Source organism: Marinicella pacifica, from assembly GCF_014636635.1.
GTDB lineage: Bacteria > Pseudomonadota > Gammaproteobacteria > Xanthomonadales > Marinicellaceae > Marinicella > Marinicella pacifica.
On record NZ_BMEO01000010.1, the window covers coordinates 54,004 to 74,406 of the forward strand.

The 20,403-nt window shown below is 46.4% G+C and carries 15 protein-coding genes; 2 read left to right on the plus strand and 13 right to left on the minus strand.

Annotated elements, in window-relative coordinates; genetic code table 11:
- Window positions 1–35: 35 nt before the first annotated feature.
- Window positions 36–2,639: an EAL domain-containing protein gene (locus IEV16_RS10695; RefSeq protein WP_188365701.1), complete on the plus strand. Its 2,604-nt coding sequence runs from the start codon at window positions 36–38 to the stop codon at window positions 2,637–2,639.
- On the opposite strand, the gene yaaA is transcribed toward IEV16_RS10695, so the two are convergent.
- From yaaA to IEV16_RS10720, 5 genes are all read right to left on the minus strand, one after another.
- Complete coding sequence (gene yaaA, locus IEV16_RS10700) at window positions 2,629–3,405, minus strand: peroxide stress protein YaaA (protein WP_188365702.1); 777 nt, start codon at window positions 3,403–3,405, stop codon at window positions 2,629–2,631. The two genes, IEV16_RS10695 and yaaA, sit on opposite strands and share 11 nt — an antisense overlap.
- Window positions 3,402–4,688 (minus strand): adenosylmethionine--8-amino-7-oxononanoate transaminase, encoded by a 1,287-nt coding sequence (gene bioA, locus IEV16_RS10705; RefSeq protein WP_229728328.1) that lies wholly within the window; start codon window positions 4,686–4,688, stop codon window positions 3,402–3,404. Before bioA ends, yaaA begins: the two co-directional genes overlap by 4 nt.
- Window positions 4,663–5,115 carry a regulatory protein RecX gene (locus IEV16_RS10710; protein WP_188365703.1) on the minus strand — a complete coding sequence of 151 codons (453 nt, stop codon included), beginning with the start codon at window positions 5,113–5,115 and terminating at the stop codon, window positions 4,663–4,665. The genes bioA and IEV16_RS10710 overlap by 26 nt, the downstream gene beginning before the upstream one ends.
- Window positions 5,115–6,155, minus strand: coding sequence for a recombinase RecA (recA, locus tag IEV16_RS10715; RefSeq protein WP_188365704.1), 1,041 nt, complete (start codon window positions 6,153–6,155; stop codon window positions 5,115–5,117). Before recA ends, IEV16_RS10710 begins: the two co-directional genes overlap by 1 nt.
- Before the next feature lie 162 nt (window positions 6,156–6,317).
- Complete coding sequence (locus tag IEV16_RS10720; RefSeq protein ID WP_188365705.1) at window positions 6,318–6,893, minus strand: CBS domain-containing protein; 576 nt, start codon at window positions 6,891–6,893, stop codon at window positions 6,318–6,320.
- A 123-nt stretch (window positions 6,894–7,016) separates the two neighbouring features.
- On the opposite strand from IEV16_RS10720, the gene mutS reads away from it, so the two are divergent.
- Window positions 7,017–9,578: a DNA mismatch repair protein MutS gene (gene mutS / locus IEV16_RS10725; protein ID WP_188365706.1), complete on the plus strand. Its 2,562-nt coding sequence runs from the start codon at window positions 7,017–7,019 to the stop codon at window positions 9,576–9,578.
- On the opposite strand, the gene IEV16_RS10730 is transcribed toward mutS, so the two are convergent.
- The 8 genes from IEV16_RS10730 to IEV16_RS10765 all read right to left on the minus strand — a co-directional run bounded on the left by IEV16_RS10730 (window position 9,575) and on the right by IEV16_RS10765 (window position 20,395).
- A complete protein-coding gene (locus tag IEV16_RS10730; protein WP_188365707.1) occupies window positions 9,575–10,639 on the minus strand; it encodes an energy transducer TonB in 1,065 nt (354 codons plus the stop codon). The genes mutS and IEV16_RS10730 overlap by 4 nt on opposite strands.
- Window positions 10,640–10,858: 219 nt before the next feature.
- A complete protein-coding gene (locus IEV16_RS10735; protein ID WP_188365708.1) occupies window positions 10,859–11,653 on the minus strand; it encodes an enoyl-CoA hydratase/isomerase family protein in 795 nt (264 codons plus the stop codon).
- Between the two features lie 13 nt (window positions 11,654–11,666).
- Window positions 11,667–13,274 carry a carboxyl transferase domain-containing protein gene (locus tag IEV16_RS10740; protein WP_188365709.1) on the minus strand — a complete coding sequence of 536 codons (1,608 nt, stop codon included), beginning with the start codon at window positions 13,272–13,274 and terminating at the stop codon, window positions 11,667–11,669.
- Window positions 13,271–14,467: a thiolase family protein gene (locus tag IEV16_RS10745; RefSeq protein ID WP_188365710.1), complete on the minus strand. Its 1,197-nt coding sequence runs from the start codon at window positions 14,465–14,467 to the stop codon at window positions 13,271–13,273. Before IEV16_RS10745 ends, IEV16_RS10740 begins: the two co-directional genes overlap by 4 nt.
- A gap of 7 nt (window positions 14,468–14,474) precedes the next feature.
- The gene (locus IEV16_RS10750; protein WP_229728329.1) at window positions 14,475–15,644 is read right to left on the minus strand and encodes an acyl-CoA dehydrogenase family protein; all 1,170 of its coding nucleotides are present in this window, start codon (window positions 15,642–15,644) and stop codon (window positions 14,475–14,477) included.
- Window positions 15,641–16,753: a Glu/Leu/Phe/Val dehydrogenase dimerization domain-containing protein gene (locus IEV16_RS10755; protein WP_188365711.1), complete on the minus strand. Its 1,113-nt coding sequence runs from the start codon at window positions 16,751–16,753 to the stop codon at window positions 15,641–15,643. Before IEV16_RS10755 ends, IEV16_RS10750 begins: the two co-directional genes overlap by 4 nt.
- 195 nt (window positions 16,754–16,948) lie before the next feature.
- Window positions 16,949–18,034 carry a prephenate dehydratase gene (gene pheA / locus IEV16_RS10760; RefSeq protein WP_188365712.1) on the minus strand — a complete coding sequence of 362 codons (1,086 nt, stop codon included), beginning with the start codon at window positions 18,032–18,034 and terminating at the stop codon, window positions 16,949–16,951.
- 99 nt (window positions 18,035–18,133) lie between these two features.
- On the minus strand, window positions 18,134–20,395 hold the full coding sequence (locus tag IEV16_RS10765; protein ID WP_188365713.1) for a beta-propeller fold lactonase family protein: 2,262 nt from the start codon (window positions 20,393–20,395) through the stop codon (window positions 18,134–18,136).
- Window positions 20,396–20,403: the final 8 nt, after the last annotated feature.

The following is a 20,403-nucleotide window of genomic DNA, read 5'->3' on the forward strand; positions in this document are numbered from 1 at the left end:
CGGTTATGATATTAAATTGAACTTATGAGGTTAACGTGCGCAGAATTTTGCACATTCGAAAGCTTTTTTTATTCGGCTTTTGGTTAAGCAGTGTCGCACTTGCGCAACAACAAACAACCCTCACTCAGACATCAGATTCCAGCAACAATCACGTCACTGCATCGACCGCGTTAGAAAAACAACATTGGACCATCGGCTTTTTTCACGCACCACCTTTGGGTTTTCTGAATGAAAAAAATCAACCCGACGGCTTTATTGTTGACTTGTTGAATCATATTGCCCAACAACACAAACTTAATATCACATGGCAATATGGTGAATTCCCCGATTTACTGAATGCCGCTAAATTAGGCGCCATCGACATCTTACCTGGTCTCGGTTTCACAAAAGAACGGGCGCGCTCACTTATTTACAGCAACGAATCATTTGCCAATGTGTGGGGACAGGTTTTTTTGCCCATTAATTCAAAAGTCGAAAGTATTCTGGACCTGAACGGTAAAACAGTGGCCATGTTAAACGGCGGCATCAATGGTGAAAATTTTTTACGGCATTGTAATCAATTTGAAGTGAGCGTCCAGTCCGTTTACAGCAACTCCTATGATGAAGTGTTCAACCTGTTGGCATCGGGTAAAGCGGATGCGGTTGTGGCAAACAATGTCTATGGACTTTATATGGCCAAAAAATATGACTTTTTTGCCAGTAATATTATGTTTAATCCGTTTAAAGTATTTATCACCCAAAATACCGACAGTCACCGTGCTTTTTTAGCATTGTATGACCGCAGCTTGCAGGAATGGAAAAAAGACCCGGATTCCTTTTACTATAAAACCCGACAAAAATGGCTGGACGTCGCATCTGATAAACCACTGCCCCAATGGCTGTATTACAGCCTGTTTTCAGTATTGCTGGTGGCCTTGGGCGCCCTCATTGCCGCCGTTTTATACCACCATAAATTTCATAAATCCACCGCGGTAATTATGGCGCAGCGCAAACAGTTAAGGCAGATTATAAACCACATGCCGCACCTTATCTTTTTGCACAACAACCAGGGCGATGTGTTGCTTATCAATCACAGTGCATCTGAATTTTTCGGCTTAGCCATTATGGATACAGGGCCTTTAAATATTTACCAGTTTGTTGCCCAAAACCAAAAATACAAAGGCTTAATTGAAAACGACTCCGCGTCCAATATTGTTTATAATGATGTCAAGGTCGTCAATGACCAGGAGCAAATGAGAAACTTAATGGTTTCTAAAACCTGGCTCAGTGATGACACCGGAAAATCACGGCTACTCCTGACAGTAGCGGTCGATATGACCGATATCAGGAATTTTGAACATCAGATTAAACACTTGGTTGAACACGATGAATTAACCGGGCTGGCCAACATTAACCTGATTCGTCAGCACTTACAGCAAGGGATTGATGAATGTGCTGATAAAAGCTGTCATGGCGCACTGCTGTTTATTGATATTGACCATTTTAAAACCCTAAACGATGCGCAAGGGCACCGTCTGGGTGACATCATTTTAAAAACAGTGGCTGAACGCCTGTCAAATTTAGCGCGAACCAACGATCTGGTGGGACGTCTCAGCAGCAATGTTTTTCTGGTTCATCTTTCCAACCTGAATGAAAACGCTGAAATGGCTCAAAACAAAGCGGTAAAATGCGCTGAAGTTATCTGCGAACGCATCTCAGAACCCATTGTGTATCATAACAAAACCTATCACGTTACCGCTTGTATCGGCTTGAGTCTCTATCCGCGTGACGGTAACCGGGTTTCGTTGTTGTTGCAACGGGCAGACACCGCATTATATGAAGCAAAAAACCGTGGCCGCAGTCGCATTAGGGTGTTCCATCAATACATGGAACAGGCGGTCAAAGAACGGCATACTTTAGAAACAGATATTCACCAGGCCTTAAAAAATGATGATATTAAACTGGTTTACCAACCCATTGTCACCTTCAGCGAAAATAATTGTAACGGATGGGAGGCTTTAGCGCGGTGGCAGCACCCGAAACGTGGGCTTTTGATGCCCGATACGTTTATTCCCATCATTGAGCAATCTTCACTGATGCCCGAATTCGGCTATTGGGTGTTTGAACGGGTTTGTCAGACCATTCAGCAACATCATACCAGTCATTCCGGTCAGTCTTTTTATATCAGCGCCAATTTATCCGTCAGTCAATTAAAAGACCGCCGGTTTATTGACAACATCAGCCGATTAATTAACCAGTACGCCATTAAACCCGGGATGCTGGAACTTGAGATAACAGAGTCGATTGCCATGTATGAAAGTAAACAGGCCGCTGACATCTTAAACCAACTTAAATTAATGGGTATTCGGATTGCCATCGATGATTTTGGAACCGGTTATTCTTCTTTTACCCAGTTAAAACAACTGCCGATTGACAAAATAAAAATTGACCAGTCATTTATTGAAGATGTACCCAATAACACAGAACATACGGCCATGATCAAAAGCATTATCGCCATGGCCCGAGCTATTCAATTGGATGTTGTGGCCGAGGGTGTCGAAACCCGGTCACAATATGAATTTTTACAGTCGCTGGATTGTGATTTTTATCAGGGTTTTTATTTTGCAAAACCCTCTTCTCAGTTGCGATTTAAGTCTTAGGTTTGGGCTGTTTACGGATAAATACCCATGCATCGTCTGTTGATAAATCTTTTTGAAATCGGTAGTCATCCACAACCAGCTGCTTGATGTCCTCAGGCTGATTAATCCGGTTTTTAATGATGGCACGCGCCATGGCACCGCGGGCAATTTTGGCATAAATGGCCACCACCCGGGTTTTACCGTCTTTGGTGTCTTTAAAGTTGATGGTGATTATTTTACTGTTCAGTTTTTTTGGTTTAACGGCTTTAAAGTATTCATTGGATGCCAGGTTAATGACCGTATCCTTATCTGAGCACTCAGTATTCAAACAATCTGTGATGATATCGCCCCAAAACTGGTATAAATTTTCATGGCCGTTGACCGCTAATTGGGTTTTCATTTCCAACCGGTAAGGCATGATCAGATCCAGGGGGTTTAAATAACCGTATAAACCGGACAGAATCCTCAGATGATTCTGCGCAAACTCAAGGTCATCATAATCCATATCTTCGGCTTTTAAGCCACTATACACATCGCCCTGAAACGCCAGCACCGCTTGTTTGGCCGCGCCCAATTTAAAGGGTGTACTAAATTGCCGGAAACGTTCATAATTTAATTCCGCCAGGCGTTCACTGACCGACATCAGGGATTGAATTTCAGATGGCGACATTTTTTTTAATGCCACCATCAGCTTTTTGCTTTGAGACAACAGTTGTGGCTGACTGTGTGCTGTTACTTCAGATGGATCAAAATTTTGGCCTTTAGAAGGTGACAATAAAGTAATCATAATTGACTCAGTGTTTTATAAATGGTTTCGGTTAAATAGGTCAGTTGTTGTTCATTAATGATATAAGGTGGCATGGTATAAAGCAAATTTTTAAACGGCCTGAGCCACACGCCATTTGTCACTAACTGGTTTTGAACATCTGACCAATTAGGTTCTTGATGCAATTCAATCACGCCAATGGCTCCCAGAACACGTACTGATTTCACACCTTTTAAATCAGCACAGGCAGCCAGTTGTCGGGTTAACTGTTTTTCCAGGCGTTTGATGTTGATTTGCCAGCCACCACTGAGCAACAAATCAATGGCCGCCCGGGCCACCGCACAGGCCAGTGGGTTGGCCATAAAAGTGGGGCCGTGCATAAACGGCTCATTAATACCTTCAGCCACACGGCTGTTTGTGAGCACTGCCGATAAAGTCATGTAACCGCCGGTCAGGGCTTTCCCCAACACCAAAATATCCGGTACCACCTGAGCATGTTGATAAGCAAACAGTTCGCCAGTGCGGCCAAAACCGGTGGCAATTTCATCAAAAATCAGCAACACATCATAACGATCACACAGCACACGGGCTTTTTTCAGATAATTGGGATGATAGAAATTCATTCCCCCAGCACCCTGCACCACCGGTTCCACAATAACCGCAATAATTTCCTCATGATGTTGGCTTAAATGCACTTCAAGTTCAGTGATATAGTGATCAGCCCATTGCTGATGAAAGCCACATTGGGGTGATTCAATAAAAATATGGTTATTGAGCAAACGCCGAAACTTGTGGTGCATGCCGGTTACCGGATCGCACACAGACATGGCGCCAAAAGTGTCGCCGTGATAGCCTTGTCTGAAAGTCAGAAAGCGTTTTTTATTGTAAAAACCTTGCTCGAAACAATATTGCGCGGCCATTTTCATGGCCACTTCCACCCCCACAGATCCAGAATCGGCAAAAAACACATGCTGTAGGGGTTCTGCGGTGATATCAATCAGCCGTTTGGCCAGAGAAATGGCGGGCTCATGGGTTAAACCACCAAACATCACATGTGCCATTTGGCTCAACTGTGATTGTATGGCAGCGTTTAGGACCGGGTGGTTATAACCGTGGATACAGGCCCACCAGGAAGACATGCCATCGATTAAACGCCGGCCGTTTTCCAGCGTCAAATAAACACCGTCAGCTGAAACCACCGGCAACGCGTTTGATTGTGCCGGCATGGCACTGTACGGATGCCAAATATGTCTGCCGTCAAAATCAATGTCCATCACTTTAATCCAATACGGATCGGATGGCATCAGCAGGAAATCCGCGGCGGAACAAAAACCCCTGTCGTCTGGCTTTATCTTTAAGATCCCGGCAGGGTTTATTGTGGTATTTTTTTTGATAAACCCGTTCAATCAACGCCTCAAAATCGACCTCAGCAGCGACTAAACCATGCTCAATGATTGCTTCCTCAAGCCCTTTTTGCTGTAATTCCAGGCTGATTTTAACAGGACCAAAACCCTTTTCGGCGCGTTGACGCCAATACACCTCGGCAAAGCGCTCATTACTCAGAAAATTCTGCTGTTGCAGTTCAGTCACCACCTGGTCAATCACCGCAGCCGTAAAATTTTTACGCGCTAATTTTTGCTGCAGTTCAAGCACACTGTGTTCACGCATAGCCAGCGAGGCCATCGCCGAAGATTTGGCTTTGGCCAGTTGGTCAGCATCAATTGCTGTCATTACTCAGCTTCTTGTTCAGTTTGTTCAGCTTGTTGGGCTTTGACATCCTCTGCTTTTGGCAACAATATGTCGCGTATTTTGGCTTCAAGTTCAGCGGCCTGTTCAGGGTTATCTTTAAAATATTGTTTGGCATTTTCCTTGCCCTGACCAATGCGGGTCTCACCATAACTGTACCAAGCACCGGCTTTGGACACCAGATTGTGTTCAACCCCGAGATCAATCAATTCACCAAGCAAAGATATACCCTGCCCGTACAAAATTTCAAATTGTGCTTGTTTGAAAGGCGGTGCCAGTTTGTTTTTTACCACCTTGACCCGGGTATCATTACCAATCACCTCATCGCCTTTTTTAATCGCACCGATGCGTCTGATATCCAAACGCACTGATGAATAAAATTTCAGTGCATTACCGCCGGTGGTGGTTTCGGGGCTGCCAAACATCACACCGATTTTCATACGAATCTGGTTAATAAAAATCACCATACAATTGGTGCGTTTGATATTTCCAGTCAGTTTTCGCAAAGCCTGTGACATTAAGCGCGCTTGCAATCCCATATGAGAATCACCCATTTCACCTTCAATTTCTGCTTTGGGGGTTAAGGCGGCCACCGAGTCAATGACCACCAGATCAACGGCACCGGATCGAACCAACATATCACATATTTCCAAAGATTCTTCACCGGTATCCGGTTGCGAAACCAATAAATCGTCAATATTTACGCCTAATTTTTCGGCATATATGGGATCCAGAGCGTGCTCAGCATCAATAAAAGCCGCGGTACCGCCTTTTTTCTGACATTCAGCCACCGCATGTAAGGTCAAGGTGGTTTTACCGCTGGATTCAGGACCGTAAATTTCAACCACCCGCCCCCGGGGCAGTCCACCAATCCCCAAAGCCACATCCAAACCCAGCGATCCGGTGGAATAAACATCGGTGGTCAAAGCGCGGTTATCACCCATACGCATCACCGAACCTTTTCCGAATTGTTTGTCTATCTGGCCCAAGGCGGCAGCCAGGGCTTTCTTTTTGTTGTCATCCATTGTGTGCTCCAAAAGTTTTTTGTATTACTTAATGATCTGCCATTATCGCAGTTATGGCCTGAGAAAAAAATCGGATATCGCCAATATAATTGTCAATATTTTCTCACCTGTGTAGGATTTTACCCACCCCATTCGCAAAAAGTGAGAATCAACTGATTTTTTTTAATGATCCATTGAACTCAATATGGCCTGTGCAATGTCGATGAAAGTTGATTCCCGGTTTATATTGATGGGCATGTCCAAAGCCCGACCAATATCAGATCCTGAAATAATGCCGCGAATTTCATGGCTGTCGCGATCAACAACCAGACAATGCTTCTGGCGTTTTGACTTTAAAGTCTCAATCACATCAATGATTTTAGCACGACACAATTCCGTGTAATCAAAAGCCTTTAACTGATTCCGGTCTTGCATGAAATCTGTCACCAGTATCTCATGTTCCCGGTGCCCCGCGGCCATTTTCTGAATCATTTTCTGCTCACTGAGATCATCGAGGGTCACCACACCCAAAAATCCACTTGCATCATCAACCACAAACCGCAAACGGGCATGGGCATTTTCCATGATTAACCGGGCTTCTTTGGCGGTTGTTTTATGGTTTAAATGAAACGGCTGATACTGTTTAAAATCAGTCAATACCGATAACGCCGGTGACTGCAGGGTGATTTTTTGATCTTGTTGTGGACGGGTTAATTTGTCAACGGCAGTGACGTCATGTAACTTTAAAGGCACAATCATCAGCATTTCAACAGCTTATAAAGTCCCCCTATTTTAACTGATTCCTGGTTGGTATATGTGGCTCATTTTATGCTTTTGTTTTTGGTAGAATAAGCGGTTTATTTGACCCAAAGCAATCAATCCATGACACAACAGCACACCCCCATGATGCAACAGTTCCTTAAAATCAAGGCCGATTATCAGGATATGCTGCTGTTTTATCGCATGGGTGATTTTTATGAATTGTTTTTTGAAGATGCGAAACAGGCGGCGCGGCTTTTGGACATCACCCTGACGCAACGCGGTCAATCTGCGGGCAAACCCATACCCATGGCCGGTATTCCTTATCATGCTGCGGATAATTATTTGGCCAAACTGGTGAAACAGGGGTTGTCGGTGGCGATTTGTGAACAGGTGGAAGCACCCGGCAGCGGCAAAGGCCCGGTCAAACGTGAGGTGGTGCGAATCATCACCCCGGGCACCATCACCGAAGAAGCCTTGCTGGATGCCCGCAATGATAATTTATTACTCGCGATTTTTGCGGAAAAAAACGTATGGGCGCTGGCATATTTATCCATGGGCAGTGGTGATTTTTATGTTCAGCGCATTAACGATTACACCACCCTTTTGGCACAATTAAGCCGGCTTAAACCCAGTGAAATACTGGTCAGTGAAAGCAGTCAGTTAGTGGAAGACTTATCGGATTACACACTGCAACAAAGACCACCCTGGGATTTTGATGCAGACAGCGCATTTGATCTGTTAACCCGGCTCTATAAAGTTCATGATTTAGGTGGTTTTGGTATTGAAACCGGTGATGCTGTCTTACCGGCAGCCGGTGCTTTGTTGCAATACATCATGCACACTCAGAAAGTTGATTTACAGCATTTAAAGCCACCCCGGTTGGAACAGCTTCATGATTACCTCCACATTGACGCCCAATCGCGTAAAAACCTGGAGATTGATCACCACCCGGACAATAAGGACCAACTGACTTTGTGCGGTTTTTTAGACCATTGCAGTACACCGATGGGCTCCCGTTTGTTAAGGGCACGTCTTAAACAACCCCTGCGTGACAATAAAACACTTAATCAGCGCCTGGATTTAATCGAAGCTTTCATCAACCAAGCCGAATATGAATCCTGCCAAAGTCATCTAAAAAGTATCGGAGACATGCAGCGCATGGTGTCCAGAATCAGCCTGAAAACCGCCCGTCCGCGGGATTTGACCGGACTCAAAGAGGCTTTGTTTTGCGCCCGCGACATTCAGCAACAACTGAATGCTTCAGAGCATTCAGTGTTAACAAATTTAGCACGTAGTTTAAAAATCCATAAGGACATCGCCGAACATCTACAAAAAGCGGTTAAGGATAACCCGCCGGTGGTGATTCGAGATGGCGGTGTCATCGCTGATGGCTTTGACCCACAGTTAGATGAATTACGCACCATCAGCAGCGATGCCGGTCAATATTTGTTGGATTTTGAAAGCAAAGCTCAGGAAAACACCGGCATCAAGGCCTTGAAAGTCGGCTATAACCGGGTGCACGGTTATTATATTGAAGTATCCAAACAGCACAGCGAAAAGGTTCCAGACCATTACATTCGACGTCAAACCTTAAAGGCCGTAGAACGCTATACCACACCGGAATTAAAAGAATTTGAGCAAAAAGTTCTCAGCAGCAAAGAAAAAGCACTGGCGTACGAAAAACAATTATACGCAGAATTGTTAGATTATTTTTCACCGTTTATCAGTGATTTACAGGAAACCGCTGAGATTTTAAGTGAAATCGATGCGGCGTGTAATTTAGCTTCCCATGCGGTGTTGCATCATTATTGTCGTCCCGAGTTAAATGAAGACATAAACATCGAAATTGTTCAGGGACGACACCCTGTTGTTGAGTACCATTTAGATAATCCTTTTGAAGCCAATGATTTGGCGATGGACAACAAGCGCCGCATGCACATGATTACCGGACCCAATATGGGGGGCAAATCCACTTATATGCGCCAGTCGGCATTGATTGTACTGCTGGCCAAAGCCGGCAGTTTTGTACCTGCCCAAAAAGCAGTGATTGGCGACATAGACCGTATTTTCACCCGCATTGGTGCCGGCGATGACCTCAGCAGGGGGCGTTCAACTTTTATGGTGGAAATGAGTGAAACCGCCACCATCTTACACCAGGCCACTCGAAACTCCCTGGTATTGATGGATGAAATTGGTCGTGGCACCAGCACGTATGACGGCTTGTCGCTGGCCTATGCCTGTGCCAACCATCTGGCCAAAGAAAACTGCGCCTTATGTTTGTTTGCCACCCATTATTTTGAACTGACCGAACTGGCGCATGAATTAAACGGCGTCATCAATGTGCATCTAACGGCCATAGAGCATGACAATCGCATTGTTTTTTTACACAAAGTGAAAAAAGGTGCCGCCAGCAAAAGTTACGGCATTCAGGTGGCTGCACTGGCCGGACTGCCCGAAAAAACACTTCAACAAGCCAGACATTATCTCAAACATCTGGAACAATCAGAACACACACAATCCAAACAAATGAGCCTGTTTGATGCGGCACAACAAGCCCCTATAAAAACCGAACCTCCCGCCTATGAAGCCTATCTGCGCCAACTCAATCCCGATGAGTTAAGCCCCAGACAAGCCTTGGAAAAACTCTATGAAATCAGGGCTATGGTGAACAAAACAACCTAAAGTTTAAATTCAATGCGGTAACTGCGCGAAACATTGTTGTTAATACCCTGATCTTTGGGTGGCGCAAATTGCCATTGTAACAAAGCGGCTTTGGCCGGTTCGATAAATATCCGACCTCGCGATGAATAGCGTTCTTCTTCAAGCTTGACCACTTCACCTTCCGGGTTAATGGTCACCATAATATCCACCCAGCCCTCCTGACGTTTTCTGGCGGCCGCAATCGGGTAGTCTAAAGGTACCTGGTTAAGCACCTGCCACTGATAATCAGAATCCTGCTGTGCTGGCACATTTGCAGCTGCATCTTCTTCAACCGGTTGTTCATTGATGGCACTGGTTTGCGTGGATACAGGCTGTTGTACTTCAGGCGGTACAAAATCAATGCGGTAAACCCTGCTCACCAGCTCATTCACACCCTGATCCTGCGGGGGTTCAAAGACCCATTGTCGTATGGATGCCTCCGCAGCTTCGACATAGATACCTGCTTCATCTGAATAATCCACCGTTTGGGCTGACACCACGTCACCCTGCGGATTCAAAGTGACTTCCACATCAACCCATCCATTGATTTGGTTTCTGACGCCTCGTGAGGGAAAATCAACATCCGCTTGTTCAATCACCCGCCATTGATAAATAATCGGTTCTGGTTCTGGTTCTGGTTCTGGTTCTGGCTCTGGCTCTGGCTCTGGCTCTGGTTCTGGCTCAGCCACCACCGGCTGCTCTATCACCTGAGGTGATTTTATATCATCGGCCGGAGCCTCTTCAGACATTTGTGTCACATCGTCAGGCGTTTGTTCTTCATTCAAAGGGGCTTGTTCGAGTACCGGATCAGGCATGTCAACTTTGGGACGCTCTAATCCCAGCTCTGAACGGTCAATGGTTAATTCGTCTTCAAAATCACGACTCAAATCCGGTCGTGCAATGTTTTCGGGTTTTTGTCGCTCGGGTAACCCCGATGACCAGCTTGGTCGCCGAGTTTGTTCTTCAGATTGATTCTTCTGGTCATCCTCATCTTGTGCAATGGCCCAGTTACCACCGACCAACAACATAACAATTATAACCATTCGCCACATGACTGTTCTCTTTTAATGCCGGACAATAAAAACCAGTTAAATCAAACCATTCAACCGATAAACCTAACACTATTCTACAAACTGTGACGGGGTTTGCAATCTTTTTAATTGCCTAAGGCTAAATAATGAAGTTTTACACCTTTTACCCATGAAGGTCTGAGTCATGTGACGAATTTGGGCAGTCAAATACAATTCTGTTTAAATCAACGGTCAGGACCAATTGGGTTTTTGTTTATCTAAAAAGGCTTTAAGACCGGTTTGACCTTCTTCAGAGACCCGCACTGCAGCAATCACCTGGGTGGTGTATTCGTCGATTTTTTTCTGTTGGGGCAAGGTGCGTCCAACCACGGACATCACCAGCTTTTTGCTGATTTCTTTGGCATTGGGACCGGTGCTTGACAGGGCCAGGATAATTTCATCGACTTTAGAATCCAAATCATCACTGTCAACACACTCGGACAAAATACCCATGGCTTGTGCTTGGTGGGCATCAAAAATTTCTGCGGTTTGTAAATAACGGCGCGCTTTGCGCATACCGATGGCATCAATCACATAAGGCGAAATGACGGCAGCCACCAAGCCTAATTTAGCTTCGGTGAGGCCAAATTTGGCATTGTCTTCAGCCACGGCCATATCGCAACAACATATTAAGCCGACGCCACCGCCAAAAGCCAGTCCGTTCACTTTTGCGATTGTGGTTTTACTGCAAAAATTAATGGTGCGCAATAAAGCGGCCAGGTTTTCTGAATCTTTTTTATTTTCTTCCTGGGTGGCACTGACCATACCTTTCATCCAGTTTATGTCGGCACCGGCCGAGAATGACTTGCCGGCAGCCTGTAGTAAAATAACCCGCACCGACTTGTCTGCATTGAGCTGTCTGAAACATTGGGTCAGTTCGGCAATCATTTCGGCGTTAAAAGCGTTATGCACCTCAGGACGATTCATGGTGACTGTGGCCAGGCCTTTTTTATCTACGGTTAATGTTAAGGTGTTAAAAGATTGCATAATGACTCCAAAATTACATTCTAAAGACACCGTATTGGGTTTTTTCAACCGGCGCATTCAAACTGGTTTCTAAGGCCAGTGCCAAAACGGTGCGGGTGTCCGCGGGATCAATCACACCATCATCCCATAACCGGGCGGTGGCATAGTAAGGATGACCCTGGTCTTCATATTGTTGTTTAATACTTTGATAGAATTGTTCTTTTTCCTGACTTGGCCATTCTTTGCCGGCTTTATCATAGCCGTCTTGTTTGACGGTGGCCAATACGGAAGCGGCTTGATCACCGCCCATCACCGAAATACGGGCATTGGGCCACATCCACATAAATCGACCGGCATAAGCCCGACCATTCATCGCATAATTACCGGCTCCGAATGAACCGCCAATCACCACGGTGAATTTGGGCACGGCGGCACAGGCCACCGCGGTCACCATTTTGGCGCCGGCTTTGGCAATACCCTCATTTTCGTATTTTTGCCCCACCATAAAGCCACTGATATTTTGTAAAAACACCAACGGGATATTGCGCTGATTACACAATTCCACAAAATGGGCACCTTTTAAAGCCGATTCTGAAAATAAAATGCCGTTATTAGCCACAATACCCACCGGATAACCGTTGATGCGCGCAAAACCGCACACCAAAGTACTGCCGTATTTGGCTTTAAAAGCCTGAAACTCAGAGCCATCCACCAGCCGGGCAATGATTTCATGCACATCATAAGGGGTACGGGTGCTCTGCGGGATAATCCCATACAGTTCATGACTCGGGTATAACGGTTCTTTGGGTTTGTCCTGTGTGAGCCAATCATGTTTCGGCCGGTTTAAAAAGTTCAGAACATTCCGGGCCATTTGCAATGCATGTTCATCATTTTCAGCAAAATGATCGGTGACGCCGGAGACACTGGAATGGACTTCAGCACCGCCCAAAGACTCGGCATCCACTTCTTCACCGGTGGCGGCTTTGACCAGTGGTGGACCACCCAGAAAAATGGTGCCCTGCTCTTTAACAATAATGGCTTCATCGCACATGGCCGGTACATAGGCACCACCGGCGGTACACGAGCCCATCACCACGGCAATTTGTGGGATGTTTTTAGCCGATAACTGGGCCTGGTTGTAAAAAATTCGACCAAAATGCTCCTTATCCGGAAACACCTCATCCTGTAATGGCAAAAATGCGCCGCCGGAATCCACCAGATAAACACAGGGCAAATGATTTTCCAGGGCAATTTCCTGGGCCCTGAGGTGTTTTTTCACCGTCATCGGAAAATAAGTGCCACCTTTAACCGTGGCGTCATTGGCCACAATCATGACCTGTTGTCCATGCACCTGACCAATACCGGCCACCATACCGGCCGCCGGTGCCGCATCACCATACATGCCATGAGCGGCTAATGCGGATAATTCTAAAAACGGACTACCCGGGTCAAGCAGCAAGTCGATGCGATCACGCACCAGCAGCTTGCCGCGGTCTTGATGTTTTTGACGCGAACGCGCTGAACCGCCTTCCGCCGTTTGGGCCAATTGTTGCTTTAAATCAGACACCAGGGACGTCATAAAAGCACTGTTTTCTAAAAATGCCTCACTTAAAGCATCAATTTGTGTATCAATAACCTTCATTCACACAACTCGACGGCAATGGCGGTGGCTTCACCCCCGCCGATACATAACGAAGCAATGCCCCGTTTTAGACCCCGTGCTTTTAAAGCATACAATAAAGTCACCAGAATCCGGTTGCCTGAGGCGCCGATGGGATGTCCCAATGCAGTGGCACCACCGTTGACATTGACCTTGTTATGGGGAATATTTAATTCTTCCATGGCGGCCATGGTGACCACGGCAAACGCTTCATTAATTTCAAATAAATCAACGTCTTCCACCGACCAGTTTATTTTTTCCATTAAATGCTTTATGGCGCCCACCGGTGCGGTGGTAAACCACTCCGGTGCTTGTGCAAACTGACTGTGACCAACGATTTTAGCCATCGGTTTTAAGCCCTGTTCGCGGACATAATCACCACCGGCCAACAGGGTCATGGCGGCACCATCAGATATTTTTGAGGCATTGGCCGCCGTGACGGTTCCGCCATCGGGTTTAAAGGCCGGTCGCAGTTGACTGATTTTGTCCAGATTAATGCGACCCGGCTCTTCATCGGTGTCCACCACCACCGTGTCTCGCCGTTGTTTAACGGTCACCGGTACAATTTCTGCTTTAAATGCACCATTATCGATGGCTTTGTTGGCACGGTTGACCGATTCAATCGAAAAGGCATCCTGCGCTTCACGGCTGTAATTGTATTTATCGGCACAGGTTTCGGCAAAATGACCCATCATATTGCCATCATACGGGTTTTGCAGACCATCAAAAAACATGTGATCCAACATTTGGGCATGTCCCATGCGATAACCGCCGCGGGCTTTGGGTAATAAATACGGTGCCATTGACATGGATTCCATGCCACCTGTCAAAACAACCTGGGCGGAACCTGCTTTGATGGCGTCATGGCCCATCATCACGGTCTTCATGCCCGAACCGCAGACTTTATTCACCGTGGTACAGCGTACGCTGATGGGTAATTCAGCGCCTAAAACCGCTTGTCTTGCGGGTGCTTGTCCAACGCCTGCGGGCAGCACACAACCAATCAACGCTTCTTGAACATGTTCACCAATGACACCTGACTCTTCCATAACAGCACGAATGGCGGCTGCGCCCATCTGGGGAGATGGCGTATTACCTAAAGCGCCCTGAAAAGAACCCACCGCTGTTCGCTTGGCGGTGACAATATAGACATCTTGCGTATTTATTTCAGTCATAAATTCCTCAATTGTTTTTGGCTTGTCGGTACAACTCCCGACCGATCAGCATTAAACGAATTTCATTGGTCCCGGCACCGATATCATACAGTTTGGCATCGCGCAATAAACGGCCGGTGGGGTATTCATTGATGTAGCCATTGCCACCCAGGGCCTGGATGGCTTCCAAAGCCACTTTAACCGCACGGGTCGAAGCAAAATACAAACAGGCCGCCGGATCCAACCTTGATTCAATCCCGGCATCGTAATCTTTGGCAATACCGTAAGCAAAATACTTCGCGGCCTGGTAGTTTGAATACATTTCACCGATTTTAGCCTGCATCAAACCAAACTGACCCAGATCTTTACCGAATTGACGGCGTTCACTGATATACGGCACGGCGGTTTCTAAGGCAGCCCGCATAATCCCCAATGGACCGCCGGATAACACCAGCCGTTCTGTATTGAGTCCGGCCATTAAAATCGAGGTGGCCTGATTCACCTCGCCCAAAACTTGAGACTCATGAATACGACAATCTTCAAACACCAATTCGCAGGTGTTGGAACCCCGCATACCCAGTTTATCCAGTTTTTGCGCGGTGGAAAAACCCGGCATACCTTTTTCGACTAAAAAAGCGGTCATGCATTTTGAGCCGGCTTCCGCTCCGGCGGTGCGCATATAGACAATCAAGACATCGGCCTCAGGGCCGTTGGTAATCCACATCTTGTTACCATTGGCTACCCAGTATTCACCCGCTTTAACCGCATGGCATTTCATCGAACCCACCACATCTGAACCAGCACCCGGCTCACTCATGGCCAGCGCACCGACATATTCACCGGAACACAGTTTAGGTAAATATTTTTGTCGCTGTTCTTCGGTGGCGTGTTTGTAAAGATTATTAATGCAGAGGTTTGAATGGGCACCATAGGACAAGCCCACTGATGCCGATCCGGCGGATATTTCTTCCATAATGAGTAAATGGGCCAAATAACCCAGTTCGGATCCGCCATATTCACCCGGCACGGTGACGCCCAATAAACCCAATTCACCCATTTTTTGCCACAAATCGGCCGGAAATAAATTATCGTGATCGATTTGTTCGGCCCGCGGGGCGATTTCTTCCTGAGTAAACTTACGCACCGTATCGCGCAGTAACTCGAGTTCTTCACTGACAGCGGTATCAAAATCCATCATTGAGTTCCATTTTTGGTGCGGCCTGAGAATTGCACATGGCTTTGACTCATAAAGGGTAGTTTGACCCGACCCATCTTTTCAATCCGTTCCTCAGCCATGCGGTCAGCAGCTTTCCATGAAGAAATACCGTCACGTTCAGCAATGTCAAAAATACGTTTAATATTGTAATAAATATTACGGGTCATGCGCAAAGCCCGCTCACGGTTATAACCTTCCAACTCAATGGACACATTCATCAGTCCACCGGCATTAACCGCATAATCCGGTGCATAAACAATACCTTTGGCTTCTAACTCATCACCATGACGGTTTTCTTCCAGTTGGTTATTGGCGCTGCCACAAACAATGTTACATTTAAGCCGATTGATGGTGTCATCATTGACCGTTCCACCCAAAGCACAGGGTGAATACACATGCGCATCCACATCATATATATCATCCAAAGCAACGGCTTCACAACCCAGTTCATCCACACAGTGCTGCACCGCTTCTTCATTGATATCGGTAACGAAAATCTTGGCACCGTCTTTATGTAATAATTTTACCAACTCCATGCCTACGTGGCCAACACCTTGCACAGCATACGTATAATCACCCACATTCTGGTTGCCGTAACGTTTTTCTAAGCTGGCTTTAATGCCCTGATAAGTGCCATAGGCGGTAAACGGTGACGGATCTCCACTGCCGCCATGCACCTGATGAACACCCACCACATTTTCGGTTTCCTGGAACACATATTCCATGTCATTCACATCAATACCGACATCTTCTGCGGTAATATAACGGCCACCCAAAGAGTTAATAAAACGACCAAATGCCCGAAACAGCTCTTCTGATTTGTCGGTTTTGGGGTCGCCGATAATAATGGATTTACCCCCGCCTAAATTTAATCCCGATACCGAAGCTTTATACGTCATACCGCGCGATAAACGCAGCACATCTTTGAGGGCTTCTTCTTCGGTTTTATAGGGCCACATACGTAAACCGCCCAAAGCGGGACCCAACACAGTGTTGTGAATGGCGATGATGGCTTTTAAACCCACGTCCTTGTTATGACAAAAAACAACTTCTTCATGCTCAGTTTTATCAATGGTTTCAAAGATATTCATTATGTTTCCTCATGACCCAGGTCTGATCAGACCTGTGTTTGATTGTGTGAAAGATTCCGTACGGAATTCCAGGGTGTCCCCCAAAAGTGAACATGTTACATCACTTTGGGCTTTTGAATCAGTCTGTCTTTGCTCTTACAGAGCGGGCGCCATTATACAGTAAAGCCGCTTAATTTGCATCTGTGCTTGCGCGCTTCAAACTGACTTCGGATAGGATCCCAATACCTTGACCTGCTGCGTAAAACGTTGAATTTCCCGGAGTGTGGCAGCAATCGGCTTATCATCCACATGCCCGATCATGTCAATAAAAAAAACATAATCCCAGCGTTTTCTTTTCGACGGCCGTGACTCAATACGGGTCATGGTCACGCCTTGTTCGTTCATGGGTCTGAGAATATGGTAGAGTAGCCCGGGCTCATCTTTAGCGGCAATCATTAAAGACGTTTTGTCATCTCCGCTGGCCGCCAGCAATTGATTGCCGATAATTAAAAACCGGGTGGCATTATCTGCCTGATCTTCAATCTGCTGATGCAGAATGTGCAATCCATACAAAGCGGCGGTGGTCTGACCCGCGATGGCGGCAGCGTGCTCACTGTATGCCGCCCGCCGAGCGGCTTCAGCATTACTGGACACCGCCACGGTTTCAATGTCAGGTGCATTGCTCTTTAACCACCCCCGGCATTGCGCCAGTGTCTGGCGGTGAGAATAGATGATTTTAATATCATCCAGCCGTTGTTGTTTACTCATCAAATAATGATGGATCGGTAAATCAATTTCACCGCAGATTTTCAGTGGCGAGGACATAAACATGTCCAGTGTATTATTCACCGCGCCTTCAGTGGAATTTTCAACCGGCACCACACCAAAATCAGCCACCCCCGCCTCCACTTCGGTAAACACCTGATCAATGCTGGACTCGGGCATGGCCTGAACGGAATGACCGAAATAGCGGTAAGTCGCCATTTCAGAAAACGTACCTTCAGGTCCTAAAAATGCAATTTTTAAAGGTTTTTGTTGCGCCAAACAAGCGGACATAATTTCTCGAAACAAACGCACCAAAACCTCATCGGATAACGGCCCTTGGTTACGTGCTTTCACAGCCCGCAGAACTTGTGATTCGCGTTCAGGTCGATAATAGACAGCTGATTTGTTATGACGCTTGCTGGCTGCCACTAGACCCGCTATACCGGCACGCTCGGCAATCAAAGATTGAATTTTGGTGTCTATGGCATCAATCTGATCGCGTAATTGTGTTAAATCCGCTGAATTTTTCTGACTCATACCTGATCAATCTGAATAAACCGTCTATTGTACACAAAAAAAGCCGAAAGTCTGGCGTCAAAACAATCGGCTCTGATACAAAATCATTTGCTGACAAACTTATTCTTCAAATCCATCATCAAAAATTAAATCATTTAAATGGGTTCTGAACACAGCAATGGCATTGTCAATGGCGGCTGCCACCAGAATCCACTTGTTATCCGGGCTTAAATCCATGCCCACCGGACCGGCCAATAAATCCACACCCTTAATATCATCTTGCTCTATATCGGCAAATTCCAAATCACCACCGACATTGCCACGGGTAAATGACACCATACTGGAATCATCAAAACCCAAGGCATAAATGCGACTATCATCATCATTGGCCATAATGGCTGTGGGCGCTTCCAAGCCAATAAAATCAGCCGCTGATTTGGTGTTGGCTCCCGCATAGGTAAGCTGGGCCGGGCCATTGACGGAAAATCGGGCCACTGTATTGTCTGCACGGCCAACCACATAAACATACTGATTGTCAGTGGTGGGCCACAAGGCCGCGGCACCACCTAAATTTTGTACGCCGTTAATGCCGGACTTAAAGCTCTCGGCAAATACCAGGTGACCCGTGACATTATCACGCTCAAATACAGACAAGGAGGATGAATAATCACCCGCCACGTAGACTGCCGCACCATCCGGTGACACCTGAACATCAATCGGCCGATCCATGAAACTAACCGGCGGGCCGGCATCTGAAGCATCATCCATCAAATTAGTTTCATGCTCGACGTAGGTCAAACGACCATCACTTGCCGACACAGAAAACACAGCCACACTGTCAGACAAACTGCCGACAGCATATAAGAATTGTCCATCGGGGCTGAGTGCCATGGCAAACACTTCGTCAAGACCCATGTTATCAGGACTGTTATTTTCAACCACTTGTAGCAAGCTTAACTGTCCGTTGTTGACATCGCGATTAAAAACATTTATGGCATGATCGCCACTGGCAGCGACATACAAAGTTTGTCCGTCTGCGGCCATTTTTACATCACGTATTTTATTCAACAATGCCGATTCAAAACCGCTTACCTGGTTATTAAGAATTTGTTTCAGCGGCAGGCGACCCTTATTAAAGCCCAGATGAATCAGGTGACCACCCTGATACAATGTCCCCACGTAGACATCTTGACCATTGGGGGCAAACACCACATCAGTGGGACTGGTGAGCGCGGGTATGCTGGTGTTGTCCACACCGCGATCCTGATCCGGTTTGGTTTGCTCATCCTGATTGGCATCCATGATAAAAGCGATCATCGGGTTATTCACCAAAGTGGCATTCACAGGATTACTGAGCACCAGTTGAAAAGTTTCGATGTCTTCAGTTTCGACATCGGCCAGAATATCCACGCTAATAACCGCGTCTTGCTGACCGGCCGGAATCATCAACACGCCGGATATTCCGTTGAAATCACTGCCTGCTGTGGCTGAGCCGTTTTGGGTGCTGTAACTGACTGTAACATCTTGTTCATAACTTCTCGACAATTTGAGGTTAAAATTAAAATTAAGCACACCACTTTGAGGCTCAAATATAACCTGGTCAAAACCCCTTAATTGCGGCTGTCCGTCATCATCCAAAATGGTACCAACAGCACGGTCAAACTGAATCACCCCGTTTTCGGAGTTTGACAGCACCACTTCAAAGGTTTCACTTGGTTCAATTTGTGTATCGCCGCATACAGAAACGCCAACAGATGTCACCGTGCTGCCGGGCAAGAATTCAGCAGTTCCGCTTGCGATCAAATAATCTATATCAAAGTCACAGTTGTTACCACCTATCGCCGCCACCGGGCTACTGTCGTCAAGGGTGGCCCAGTCAACAGTCACCGTTTCTTGTGAACTGGCGGACAAAGTCACATCAAACATCATTTCAACCTGACCCGAATCCCCTTCATGTAATGAAGCCGGTTGGATGTTAATCACCGCCTGATTGCCGGTTAAATTCATCGGATCAATGTCCAGACGTTCAGCCCGCCCATAATCACCAATCAGTATTTCGGCCACTTTATGACCGTTAATATACACACTGGCCGGGTCACCGGGCCGCGCTTTTCCATAAGTGCGCGGATCCAGACTGTCCATCGGTACCCGCAAGGCATACAAGCCATTAAGTGCATCCACAGTACCCATTGAATATTTGCTCACGGTGAGCAGCTGACTTTCTAAGTACAGGCTGATTTCAGATTCGGCGGCCAATGGACCGCCAAACCAGGTGGCTGTTCCATACAACACATAATCAGGCTGAGACAGTTTAGCGTCAATTTTTTCAGCACCGAAAATCATAAGGCAGATTATCAGCGTGATTTTAATTATTCGTTGCATATTCATCA